Source organism: Tenacibaculum aestuariivivum (assembly GCF_964507685.1).
Lineage (GTDB): Bacteria > Bacteroidota > Bacteroidia > Flavobacteriales > Flavobacteriaceae > Polaribacter > Polaribacter aestuariivivum.
Genome location: NZ_OZ208414.1, coordinates 2,148,202 through 2,161,482 on the forward strand (window position 1 = coordinate 2,148,202; position 13,281 = coordinate 2,161,482).

Genomic DNA, 13,281 nt, shown 5'->3' on the forward strand with positions numbered 1-13,281 from the left:
TTCAGTTATTTTTTTTGTTACAAATATGTTTAACTAATCTGCAGTTAACGACCACGAAGTTATTGATAAACATGTAAACAATCAAAATAAACAAAACAATTATTAATTACATATTTTACAATCGCCTTTGTCTTGAATTTCGCCAACTAATTTTCCGTTATCATTTAAAACAAATCCACAACAATCTATAAAACCTTTAGTTATTAACTTGCGTGCACGTTGAATTTGTGATTTTGTCGTAGGTAAACTTTGTTTTAATATATCTGAGACCTCTTGTTGTTTTAATCCTTTTATGTCTGATAAAAATAAAGGATTTCTGTATTTTTTAGGTAAATTTTGTAAAATACCACGTAAACAATCTTTTTCGGTATGTGTTTGTTCTTCTGTTTTTGTTGTTATTTCAAAATTAGTTAATTCAATAGTTTGATTAGAACTTTTAAAATAATCTATTACAGTATTTCTAGCAATTGTAAAAACCCAAGGTTTTAATTTAGTTTTATCTTTTAGTGTATGTAATTTTGTATGTATTTTAATAAAAGTATTTTGCAAAATATCATCAGCAATAGTTGCATTTTTTACCTTACTTAAAATATAGAATTTTAGGTCATCAGCATATTTTATCCAAACTTGATTTGTAGTCATTTTATAGAGAGATATAAACAGCAATTATTCTATATAAATGTAAGAATAATTGCTGTAATAATTAGCAAATAAGTGATTTAGCAATTACAATTGTTGCAAGAGCAATTTTGACAAGTGCAGTTAGAGCAGTTTCCTGTTTTACAACCATCACAATTACATGTACATTGATTTCTATATTTCATGATATTTAATATTTAAGGTTCATATAATAGACCTTTTAAGGTATAAAAAGATGCATTTATTTTCTAAAATATTTTTATAATTATTTCCTGAGAGGATTTTATTTTAACAATAGAGTGTTAATATGATGCCTTTTTTTATATAAGTTCGGTAAATAAAATGGAAGCTAAAACTATAATTAGAATTCTTGTTTTTTTAGTGCGTTATATTAATATTATTCATGTGTATATAAAATATATTAATCTATGATATGAGTATTTTATAAATGATAAAAAGACACTTAAAAACGATTGTTTTTAAGTGTCTTTTTAGTTAAAGTTTAATTTATATATAGTTGTTTTTTTAGAAAAGAGAGTCAAATTTCCAGTTCAAACCACCCATAGCTTGAAAACCTTGTACATTAAAATTATTAAACCTTTCGTAGTTATTATTTAAAACATTGTTTAGGTTTAAAAATACAGAAAAAGAGTCACTAAAGTTAAAGCCTCCGTTAAAGTTTATATCAAAATAACTTTCTAAGTTAACGGTTGTATAAGTTTGTGTAGGTATAATTTCGTATAGTTTTCCTTTTCGTTCGCCTGCAAAAAATAAATTTGTACCAGCATACCATTTATTCATTTTATAAGTACCAAAAATTTCACCTTTTATATCAGGGGTATTCCATGATTCTAATTGGTTTGTTAGGGTAAATTTATTAAGTTGAGTGTTAAATCCTATGGTAAAGTTTTTAATTCCTTCAAAAGCAACTTCAGCAAAAAATGAGGCTAGTTTAGTGTCATCATATTCAGTATTAAATGAGTTTCCATATTCATAACCATGTAAAGAAAAAGAGTTGCTTCCTGCAATATTATCTCCATTTGATTTTGATTGGTTTAAAGCAAAAAAAGTATTGTTTTCAATGTCGGCATAGCTAACTTTAATATGGTAACTAAATTGATTTTTAAGTTTACCTCTTATACCTGCAAAAGCATTAAATTTTTTATTGGTTTGTAGTAGTTTTTGAGTAGGAGAAATGTAAGGGTTTTTATTGGATAACGAATTATAAGAATTTGTTTCTAAATTACCTGATACACCAATAAAAACGTTGGCGTAATTGGCTATAATAGGATGTGAAATTTCTATATCAGGATATATGAAAAAATTATTAGCTTTATTTTCTATATCCATAGAAAAATATGTTTTGGCTCCTATTTTAATAGCTAAATCTTGTACTTTAAGCTTGTATGTTGGGTGCACTCCAATGGTAAAAAAACCGTTATTAACTTCTTCTTGATTTAGGTACGAGTTTTCAAACTGATTACCCAAGTAACTTAAAGTTGTGTTTATATATAGGTCATTTAAATTACGGTACAAATTATCTAAAGCAAGTTTAAATGTAGCGTTTCCTTCTATTAAAAACTCACTGCTGTTTATAATATCAGAGAAAAAAGAAACAGCAAAATTAGCTTTATTTATATAGGAATCGTCAAATTTAAATTCACTAAAAACTTTAAATAAGTTATGAGCTTGTTCTTCTTCAATTGCACTAATTGTAGCATTGGTATAAGAAATGTTTGAAGGCAATCCGTACCAGTTGTGTTTGTTTCGTGTTGCTTTTATGCCTGCTTTCCAATTAAAAAAACGTTGTTGTTGTGCATAAAATAAATTTACTCCCATGGTATAATAAGTGCTACTAAGAGGTATATTTTCAATAGGGTCAGCAGATAATAGAAATTTTAAATGTGCACCAAATTCACTATTATAATTTTCAGCTCTTCTAAAATTAGCTTCTAAAAATGGTGAAATTTTATTACCAAAACCAACAGAAAGATAATTAGGAAATATGGCTTCTTTTTTTGTTAAATCCATTTTTTTCATACCTCCACTTTTAGGTATAAAAGTAGAGGCAACGGGCACTGAAAATATTTGATAATCTAGTTCTTTTTTTTGAGTTTCTTTAGTGTGTTTTATAACAGGTTTTTGTTTAATTTTAAAAGCATCGGTTATTTTAGGAACATAAGAGGTTACTACATTAACTACTTCAGTTTTTATAATAGTATCTTTTGTTTTTTCGAGTACCTTTTCGGATGTTTTTTCTTGAGAGTTTGCGGTAGATAAGGCAAATAATACAAGTAACACTAGGTGTTTTTTTATTAATTTAATCATTGGACTCTTTTTTGTTTTAACAAATTTTAGTTTTGTGTAGTAACAGATTCGTTTGTTTTAGCTTCCTTAATTTTTATTGAACGAAGCTCGTTGTTTGCTTCTTCTGTAACATCTTTATATTGGGTAAAGTTTTTAATAATATTTTCTAAAATGTAGGTTGCTTGATATGCATCTTTTAAAGCATAATAGTTTTTAGCCATTACAATATAACTTTTAACTCCCCAATATTTATAAGATGAATAATTAGCAATTAAATTTTGAATAGCTTTGTTAGAGGCTTCATAGTTTTTATGTTCATTTAAAAAGAAGGCATTGTAATAAAGGCTTTCAGCTTTTAGTTCGCCAGTAGTATTTTTACTAACTTCATTAAAGTATTCTTCAGCGGTTGTAAAGTCATTAGTTTTAAAAGCAGCTCTAGCAATAATTATTTTAGCATCTTCGGTAATTTTTGTATCTACCTTAGCTGTGCTTAAAACTTTTTCAGCATAAGAAATTGCGTTAGCATATTTTTCTTTTTTATAATAGCCTTTCATTAGGTTACTTTGAGCAAAAATTATGTTTTGCGGGTAATTTGCTACTTTTTCTAATTTTTGTAAAACTTCTATTCCTTTATCCCAATTTTCTTGTTCTAAATAAATATTTGCAATTTTAGTTAACGCTTCTTCTGTAAATTCACTTTTATCTTGTGTAATTACGTAGTCGTAATGTTGTGCTGCATTTTTAAAATTATTAGCATTATTGTATGATTGTGCTAAATAAAAATTAGCTTTTAAGCTATGTATTCCAGATGGAAATTTGGTAAGGTATTTATTAAAACCTTCTATTGCTTTTATGTTGTTGTTTTCTAAAAATTTATTTTCTGCAGATTGGTAAGTAGCATTGTCAAGATCAGCGTTGGTAACATTAACAAATTTTACGTTTTGAACCCATGCAGCATACTCATCTACTTTACCAATATCAATATATACATTTTTAACATTGGTAACGGCTTGTTTAGCTTCCTTTGAGTTTGGGTGCTTATCAACAACTTCTTTGTATTTAGCTAATGCTTTTTGAGTATTGTTATTATTGTAATGTAATAACCCTTGACGTAAAAGTACGTTTGGCACATAACTACTATTGGTATGGTTAACCAATAAGTTGTTGTAGGTTTCTTGTGCTTTGCTTATGTTGTTTATTGCAGTGTATGTTGTTGCTAATTGAAATAAAGCATCGTCTTGTAATTGAGATGTTTCATATTGTTTAATAAGCTTTTTTAATTCTTTAATTTTTTCATTATTTTGCCCCATAAATCCATTACTCATTGCTGTTTGATACTGAGCATAATCAGCACCAACACCACCTAAATCAATTACCTTGGCATATGATTTTATAGCTTCATTATAATTTTTAGAAGCATAAAAAGAATCTCCTAAACGATTTGAGGCATCATCATTTAAATCATTATCATTTAATTTTGTATCTAAAAATTGTTGAAAATACTTCGCTGCATTTTTGTAATCTTTTAGCTTAAAATTAGTATAAGCAATACTATAACTTAGCCTACTAGCTTCTTCAATATCTTTATTAGTAACTCGTAAAAAATTTGTTAAAGCTTCTTTATAATTGCCTAACAAATATTCGGTTTCTGCTAGCCAAAAAACACCTTTATTACTAATTAATGTATTTTTAGCTAAAGTAGCACTGTGAAAATAAGGTTTGGCTTTATCAAGTTCATTTTTATTAAATAATTGAATACCTCTGTATAAAGAAATTTCGTTAGCTAGGTTTTTATTTTCTATAGATTTAGAGTTGTTTAAGTAGCTTAGAGCGCCTTCATAGTCTTGTTGATGCAAGTAAGATGTTATTAGTAAATTATTTATTTCGGTAGTATTAGGGTTGTTTGGGTATTTAGCTAAAAATTCTTTTAAAACTTCAGGAACACTTTTATAAGGGTTTCCTAATTCATAACTCAATTTAGCATAACTTAAAGCGGCACTTTCTGTTATTTTTAAATCAAAATCCATTTCACTTGCATTTTTAAATGCATTTAAAGCTTCAGGTTTTTTTAGGAGTTCTAAATAGCATTCACCTAAATGATAATAAGCATTTTGAGCTACTTTATTATTACCATTTATAATTTTGTTAAAATTACCAATAGCCTCTTCATAGTTTTTTTGTTGATAGTAGGCGTAGCCTAAATAATAATAATCGGTGTTAGTCCATTTACCATTTTTACCTTTATAAGCTTTTAAAAGAGGAATTGCTTGTTCGTATTTTTTTATATTAAAATAACTTTCACCTACTATTTTAGAAATTTGAGATATTTCTTTTTGGTCTTTTGATTCCTTTAAAAGTTGTTCTCCAATTTTAATAGATTTATCAAAACGACCAGCTTTAAAACTAATATCTAAAATATAATAATTAGCTTTTGCTTGGTATGTAGCATCATTGGCTAATTGGCTTAAATTATCTTCAGCTTCACCAAAATTTTGTTGCTTATAAGCAATGTATCCAAAGTAATAACGAGCGTCATTACCATAAACAGGGTTTCCTAATAATGTTTCAAACCTCGCTTTTGCATCTTTCAAATAGTTAGAAACTAATAAGGCATAGCCCATTTTGTAGTTTAATTCGTTTTTTTCTGATTCATTTAATAGCGGTTCGTTAACTTTTTTATACCATTTTAAGGCATGAGCAGCTTTTCTGTTGGCAAAATAGTAGTTACCAACATTAAAAAAAGCTTTTTCTTTTTTATTATGATAAGGGTAGTTGTCAACAAAATTTACTACTTTGTCTGTAGCATTATCTTGTGTGAGTTTTACCGCACACATAGCATCATAATAAGCTGCATCTCCTTTTTGATTTCTATGCGCTTGAGTTTTTTTATAAACCTCTGCAAATAGCTCTTGTGCAGCTGTGTAGGCTTTGTTGTTGTATAGTTTTACCGCTTTGTGATAGTCGGAAGAACTTGCTGAATTAATAGCGGATTCTTGCGCTATAATAGGTGTTGAAAAAACTATTAAAAATAATAAATAATAGCTTTTATTATAATAAATAAATCTCATATTTTTTAGATATATAGGAACTATAACGTTCTTTTTTTATTTTTGTTGGTAAACAATACATCAAAAGTAAGAAATGTTATAGAATTAAGTAATAAAATTTTAGCTTTGTAAAAACGAATCGATATATGGAAAAACCTGTTTTACATCTTGAAAATGCAGATATTTATCAGCAAGATAGTTTAGTGTTATCAAAAGTTAACTTCAAATTAAATAAAGGAGATTTTTATTATTTGATAGGTAAAACAGGAAGTGGAAAAAGCAGCTTGTTAAAAACTTTGTATGGCGATTTGCAGCTACAACGAGGTTTGGGTGAAATAGTTGGTTTTAACTTAAAGAAAACAAAACAAAAAGATATTCCTTTTTTAAGAAGGAAGTTAGGGATTGTTTTTCAGGACTTTAAACTTTTAAATGATAGAAATATATTTAAAAACTTAGAATTTGTTTTAAGGGCTACCGGATGGAAAAATAAAACCGATATTGAAAATAAAATTTATGAGGTTTTAGATAAGGTTGGTATGAAAGAAAAGTATTACAAAAAAACTTTTGAACTTTCAGGCGGTGAGCAACAAAGAGTTGCCATTGCCAGAGCTTTATTAAATGATCCTGAATTAATTTTAGCTGATGAGCCTACGGGTAATTTAGATCCGAAAACATCACTAGAGGTAATGGAACTATTAAACGAAATTCATAAAAGTGGAAAAACAATTTTAATGGCTACACACGATTATCAGTTAATTGTAAAGTTTAAACAGAAAACATTGAAATGTGAAGGTGGAGAACTGTTTGAAGTTGTGCAACAGTCAGTGTAAATTTATTTCATTAAATAAGAAACCCACTTCACGAATGAAGTGGGAAAAAATTGCTATGAAAAAGAAATATTACTAATACTTCTCACTTACTTAGTCGGTAGCTTTTATAAAAGCTTACAATTTACATTTTTTTTAAAGAAAACCGCTTTTATAAATTTAAAGCTGCATTATTGTTTTTAACAGCATCTGCAGAAGAAGCTAAATTAGCCTTTTCATCGTCAGATAAATTTATTTCAATAATACTTTCAATTCCGTCTTTTCCTAAAACAACAGGAACCCCGATACATAAACCAGATAAACCAAATTCACCATCTAATAAAGCAGAACAAGGGAATATTTTTTTAGTATCACAAGCAATAGCTTGTACCATACCAGAAACAGCAGCTCCAGGAGCATACCATGCTGAGGTACCTAATAAACCTGTTAATGTAGCACCACCTACTTTAGTGTCTTGCTTTACTTGCTCTAATCTTTCTTCTGATAAAAATTCAGAAACAGGAACAGAGTTACGAGTAGCTAAACGAGTTAAAGGAAGCATTCCTTTATCTGAGTGACCACCAATAACCATTCCGTCAACATCTGAAATAGGTGCACCTAACGCTTCAGCTAAACGGTATTTAAAACGTGCAGAATCTAAAGCGCCACCCATACCAATAATTCTATTTTTAGGTAATCCAGTAGCTTTATGAACTAAGTAGGTCATAGTATCCATAGGGTTAGAAACTACAATAATAATAGTATTAGGAGATTGCGCTACTAAGCTTGCAGCAACCATTTTTACAATACCTGCATTGATTCCTAATAATTCGTCACGAGACATACCTGGTTTTCGTGCAATACCTGAAGTAATTACGCAAATATCAGAACCCGAAGTTTTACTATAATCACCAGTAGTACCTGTAATTTTAGTGTCAAAACCATTTAAAGAAGCTGTTTGCATTAAATCCATAGCTTTACCTTCAGCAAAACCTTCTTTAATATCTACTAATACAACCTCTGATGCGAAATTTTTAATAGCAATGTACTCTGCACAACTTGCACCTACAGCACCTGCTCCTACAACTGTTACTTTCATTTTTTTATGTTTTAAATGTGATGATTAATTTAAGTTATACAAAAATAACCATTTGAGTATCGATATAAAAACAAAACCCTATTGAAGTTTCAATAGGGGTTTGTTTAAGTTAATTTTGTATGGGTGTTTTATCTAAAACTAAAAGCAATACCAGCATTTATGGTGTTGTATTCTTGTAACGTATAACTTCCAAATATTTTAAAAAAACCTAAACTTAAGCGTGTACCAATTGTAGCATTGAAGCCTCCAGAATTTGTGCTTAATGATAAAGGGTTTCTTCCTAGGTTTTCTTTAACAGTTTTCCCTGTTGTATTGTCTGAGTATTTTGCAATAAAATCAGTATCTCCTTTCATATTTAATTTAGTGACACCTCCATTGTAACCAAGTCCTCCATAAAAGTTAATTATAGGAAAATTTAAAGATGCAATTGCTTGTAGGGTATAGGTGTTTAATTTAAACTCTGTAATAGCATTTTTTGCTTCTAAGTTACCATCTATATCACCAATAATATAATCTACATTCATATTTGTGTATGCCGCAAGTAAAGAAACATGTAAAGGAAGTTTGTCAGAAGGACTAAACCAGCTGGTAATTTCTTTTTTTAATCCAATACCGATTAAACTACCTTTCACCTCGTCAGATCCAACTTCAGGAACATAACGTACCATAGCATCTAATTTAAATGGCAAACCTATTGCTATTTGAATGGCAGGAGCAGGAACGGAACTTTCAGGTAAATCTTCTTTAATTCCTTCAGGCATTGTAAAACTAGTATTAACTTTTTGACCTTGTACAGTTGTTTCATACTTTAACTTAGCAGGTGTAATGTTTTCACTTCCTGCAATAGTAGGAGATGTTGAAATACCATTAGTAACAGTAGTATTACTTGACAAGTTTAGGTTTGCAATATTAAACACTTCATCTTTTGAAGGGATAAACGAAGCATTTGCACCTATTGTTATATCAAAACCAAATTTTTTATGCACCTTAGCTGTGTGGTACCAGCCGTTATTCATACTATATATTAAGCCTTTCATTGCAGGGCTTATATAGGCTTCTGTTAATTTAGTAGCATCTTCTTTTGCTAAAAGAATAGTTTCTATTTCTTGTGCTTTTGCATTAAAAGTTATAGTTAAAATAGTAAGTAAGGATAAAGCAGTTTTTTTCATTTTAATACATATTTTGGTTAATGCAAATGTATTAAAAAAGCTCAACTTTTTAAGATTGAGCTTTTTAATATTATTGTAGTTTTAGCAAAAAGTTACGCGTCAATATTTGCATATTTTGCATTACGTTCTATAAAATCTCTACGAGGAGGTACTTCATCACCCATTAGCATAGAGAATACTCTATCAGCTTCAGTAGGGCTATCAATTACAACCTGACGCAGTGTTCTAAATTCAGGGTTCATTGTGGTATCCCATAATTGTTCTGCATTCATCTCTCCAAGACCTTTGTAACGCTGTATATTTACATTTCCTCCTAATTTTTGAGCAATTAAATCACGTTGATTATCATCCCAAGCATATTCTCTTTTCTGTCCTTTTTTAACTAAGTATAAAGGAGGTGTAGCAATATAAATATAACCTTGCTCTACCATTTCACGCATATACCTAAAGAAAAAAGTTAAAATTAAGGTAGCAATATGTGAACCATCTACATCGGCATCACACATAATAACTACTTTATGATAACGAATTTTAGATAAATTTAAAGCTCTAGGATCTTCTTCGGTACCAATTGATACACCTAATGCTGTAAACATATTTTTAATTTCTTCGTTTTCAAATACTTTATGTTGCATGGCTTTTTCAACATTCAATATTTTTCCACGTAATGGAAGAATAGCTTGAAAGTTTCTGTCACGTCCTTGTTTTGCTGTTCCACCTGCCGAATCTCCCTCTACTAAGAAAATTTCACATTGTGCAGGGTCAGTTTCAGAGCAATCAGATAATTTACCAGGTAAACCGCCAATACTCATTACTGTTTTACGCTGCACCATTTCTCTAGCCTTACGTGCGGCATGACGAGCTGTTGCTGCTAAAATTACTTTTTGAACAATTATTTTAGCATCGTTAGGGTTTTCTTCTAAATAATCAGTTAACATTTCTGAAACTGCTTGTGATACCGCGGCAGAAACTTCTCTATTACCCAGTTTTGTTTTAGTTTGTCCTTCAAATTGAGGTTCTGCAACTTTTACAGAAACAATAGCTGTTAACCCTTCACGAAAATCATCACCAGCAATTTCGAATTTTACATTTTTTAGTAATCCAGAATTATCAGCATACTTTTTTAAAGTTCCTGTTAATCCACGTCTAAAACCAGATAAATGTGTCCCTCCTTCGTGTGTATTAATATTATTTACATATGAATGTAAATTTTCGGCATATGAAGTGTTATATACCATGGCAACTTCAACAGGAATTCCGTTTTTTTCACCTTCCATAGAAATTACTTTGGAAGTTAGTTGCTCACGAGTAGAATCTAAATATTTAATAAATTCAGGTAAACCTTCTTTACTATGAAATGTTTCAGATATAAAGTTTCCTTCATCATCTGTATTTCGTTTATCAGTTAAAGTAATGGTAATACCTTTATTTAAATAAGCTAACTCACGCATACGAGTTGCCAACGTTTCGTAATTAAATACAGTTGATTGCTTAAAAATAGATGTATCAGGTAAAAAAGTAACAATAGTCCCTGTAAAGTCAGTTTCTCCGATTGTTTTTACAGGGTATAAAGCCTTTCCTTTAGCATATTCTTGTTGCCAAATTTTACCTTCTTTATGAACGGTTGCTGTTAAAAGATCAGAAAGTGCATTAACACAACTAACACCAACACCGTGTAAACCTCCAGAAACTTTATAAGAATCTTTATCAAATTTACCACCAGCACCAATTTTAGTCATTACAACTTGTAGTGCAGAAACGCCTTCTTTTTTATGAATTCCTACCGGAATACCACGACCATTATCTTTGGTTGTTATAGAGTTATCTTCATTAATTGTAACATCAATTGTATCACAATAACCACCCATTGCTTCATCAATAGAGTTATCAACAACTTCATATACTAAATGGTGTAAACCTCTAATACCAACATCACCAATATACATTGATGGACGCATTCTAACGTGTTCCATTCCTTCTAGGGCCTGAATGCTCGACGCGTCATAAGTGCCTTTATTTTCTTCGCTCATTATAAAGAGTTAATTAAGTTTTGTTTTTATAAATTTTATAACGAAAATGAATAATGAAGTTTTATTGTAAGTAAAAAAATCATATTGTTTCGTAAAATGAATGAATTTGCTATAATTAGCAAAGCATACTTTACAAAAGTACAAAAAAACAAACCCTTTTAAAAGCTTTTTAGCTTATTAGGTCTAAAATAACTATTTTTTAATTATTGATAAAAAGTCTCTTAAAACGGCTAAAAACACCTTTGTTGTTTAATTTGTAGTTTTTGTAAAATAGTGTAAAGCATTGCTAAAAAAAAACCTCGCAAAAGCGAGGTTTTAAATATTTAAAATTATTTTTTTTAGTAAGAATCGTCGTGAACATTAGCAATTGCTCTACCAGATGGTTCGTTCATGTTTTTAAATGCTTCATCCCATTCTAATGCTGTAGCAGTACTACAAGCCACACTAGCTTCTTGTGGTACACTTAAGGCAGCAGTATCACTAGGGAAGTGCTCTTCAAAAATTGATCTATAGTAAAACTCTTCTTTGTTAGTTGGAGTTTGAATTGGGAATCTGAATTTAGCATTTGCTAATTGTTCATCAGTAACTTCTTTATCAACAACTTCTTTTAAGGTGTCAATCCAGCTATATCCAACTCCATCAGAAAATTGCTCTTTTTGTCTCCAAGCAACGCTTTCAGGTAACATATCTTCAAAAGCTTTACGAATAACCCATTTTTCCATGCGTTCACCGTTAATCATTTTGTCTTGTGGGTTGATGCGCATTGCAACATCCATAAATTCTTTATCTAAAAATGGCACACGACCTTCAATTCCCCAAGCCATTAAACTTTTGTTGGCTCTTAAACAATCATACATATGTAATTTGTTTAATTTACGAACCGTTTCTTCATGGAATTCTTTAGCATTAGGAGCTTTGTGAAAGTATAAATATCCTCCAAAAATTTCATCAGCACCTTCACCAGATAATACCATTTTAACACCCATTGATTTAATAACACGTGCCATTAAATACATTGGCGTAGAAGAACGAATTGTGGTAATATCGTATGTTTCTATGTTATAAATTACATCTTTAATAGCATCTAAACCTTCTTGAATGGTGAATTTTATTTCATGATGAACCGTACCAATATGATCTGCTACTTTTTGAGCTGCTGCCAAATCAGGAGAACCTTCTAATCCTACAGAAAAAGAGTGTAATTGCGGATACCAAGCCGCTGATTTATCATCAGATTCAACTCTTTTTTGTGAGTATTTTTTAGCAATTGCAGATATTACTGAAGAATCTAATCCTCCAGAAAGTAAAACTCCGTAAGGTACATCACTCATTAATTGTCTATGAACTGCTGCTTCTAAAGCTTGTTTAACTTCTGCAATACTAGTTTCGTTGTCTTTTACGGCTTGGTAATCTTCCCAATCTCTTTTATACCATTGCACTAATTTTCCATCTTTACTAGACATATAATGTCCTGGAGGAAATAATTCGATTTTCGCACAAACACCTTCTAAGGCTTTTAATTCAGAAGCAACATAAAAAGTTCCGTTCTGATCCCAACCTATATATAAAGGAATAATTCCCATATGGTCACGAGCAATGAAATACTCATCTTTTTCAACATCGTATAAAGCGAAACCAAAAATTCCGTTTAAATCATCTACAAAATCCACCCCTTTTTCTTTGTAAAGCGCTAAAATTACTTCACAATCAGAAGCTGTTTGAAATTCATAAGGATTTGTAAGGTTTTTAGCTAATTCTCTGTGGTTATATATTTCTCCGTTTGCGGCTAAAATTAGTTTTTTATCAGCACTAAATAGAGGTTGTTGTCCTGAGGCAGGATCTACAATAGCTAATCTTTCATGAGCCATGATAACTTTATCATCACTATAAACACCACTCCAGTCTGGTCCACGGTGTCTAATTTTTTTAGCCATTTCTAAAACCTGAGGTCTTAAACTATCCGAAGTTTGTTTTAAATCAAACGCACATACAATTCCACACATAACTTTATATTTTAAATATTATTAAGCTCGATTAATGATTATTATTAATAATCGAGTATTTATCTTGTTTTAATTACATTGCAAATATTGTTATTAGGTTTGTTTTTGTAAACAATAATATTATTTTTAGTTACATATTTAAACTTTTAATAATGTTTTTTATTTAAACTGTAATTTTTAA

General features: G+C 29.8%; 8 protein-coding genes. 1 reads left to right on the forward strand and 7 read right to left on the reverse strand.

Features of this window, described 5'->3' with window-relative positions; all coding sequences use genetic code 11:
- Positions 1 to 102: 102 nt before the first annotated feature.
- The 3 genes from ACN5J4_RS09665 to ACN5J4_RS09675 all read right to left on the reverse strand — a co-directional run bounded on the left by ACN5J4_RS09665 (position 103) and on the right by ACN5J4_RS09675 (position 6,014).
- A complete protein-coding gene (locus tag ACN5J4_RS09665; RefSeq protein ID WP_418649793.1) occupies positions 103 to 642 on the reverse strand; it encodes a sigma-70 family RNA polymerase sigma factor in 540 nt (179 codons plus the stop codon).
- Positions 643 to 1,164: 522 nt separating this feature from the next.
- The gene (locus tag ACN5J4_RS09670) at positions 1,165 to 2,967 is read right to left on the reverse strand and encodes a hypothetical protein (protein WP_418649794.1); all 1,803 of its coding nucleotides are present in this window, start codon (positions 2,965 to 2,967) and stop codon (positions 1,165 to 1,167) included.
- A gap of 26 nt (positions 2,968 to 2,993) precedes the next feature.
- Complete coding sequence (locus ACN5J4_RS09675; RefSeq protein ID WP_418649795.1) at positions 2,994 to 6,014, reverse strand: tetratricopeptide repeat protein; 3,021 nt, start codon at positions 6,012 to 6,014, stop codon at positions 2,994 to 2,996.
- 125 nt (positions 6,015 to 6,139) lie between these two features.
- Here ACN5J4_RS09675 and ACN5J4_RS09680 point away from each other — a divergent pair, with 125 nt between their 5' ends.
- The gene (locus ACN5J4_RS09680) at positions 6,140 to 6,823 is read left to right on the forward strand and encodes a cell division ATP-binding protein FtsE (RefSeq protein WP_418649796.1); all 684 of its coding nucleotides are present in this window, start codon (positions 6,140 to 6,142) and stop codon (positions 6,821 to 6,823) included.
- Positions 6,824 to 6,971: 148 nt separating this feature from the next.
- Here ACN5J4_RS09680 and ACN5J4_RS09685 read toward each other — a convergent pair whose 3' ends face one another.
- The 4 genes from ACN5J4_RS09685 to asnB all read right to left on the reverse strand — a co-directional run bounded on the left by ACN5J4_RS09685 (position 6,972) and on the right by asnB (position 13,100).
- The gene (locus ACN5J4_RS09685) at positions 6,972 to 7,898 is read right to left on the reverse strand and encodes a malate dehydrogenase (protein ID WP_418649797.1); all 927 of its coding nucleotides are present in this window, start codon (positions 7,896 to 7,898) and stop codon (positions 6,972 to 6,974) included.
- 128 nt (positions 7,899 to 8,026) lie between these two features.
- Positions 8,027 to 9,067: a DUF6588 family protein gene (locus ACN5J4_RS09690; RefSeq protein WP_418649798.1), complete on the reverse strand. Its 1,041-nt coding sequence runs from the start codon at positions 9,065 to 9,067 to the stop codon at positions 8,027 to 8,029.
- A 92-nt stretch (positions 9,068 to 9,159) separates the two neighbouring features.
- On the reverse strand, positions 9,160 to 11,097 hold the full coding sequence (gene gyrB, locus ACN5J4_RS09695) for a DNA topoisomerase (ATP-hydrolyzing) subunit B (RefSeq protein WP_418649799.1): 1,938 nt from the start codon (positions 11,095 to 11,097) through the stop codon (positions 9,160 to 9,162).
- Between the two features lie 338 nt (positions 11,098 to 11,435).
- Positions 11,436 to 13,100 (reverse strand): asparagine synthase B, encoded by a 1,665-nt coding sequence (gene asnB, locus ACN5J4_RS09700; protein WP_418649800.1) that lies wholly within the window; start codon positions 13,098 to 13,100, stop codon positions 11,436 to 11,438.
- Positions 13,101 to 13,281 lie beyond the last annotated feature (181 nt).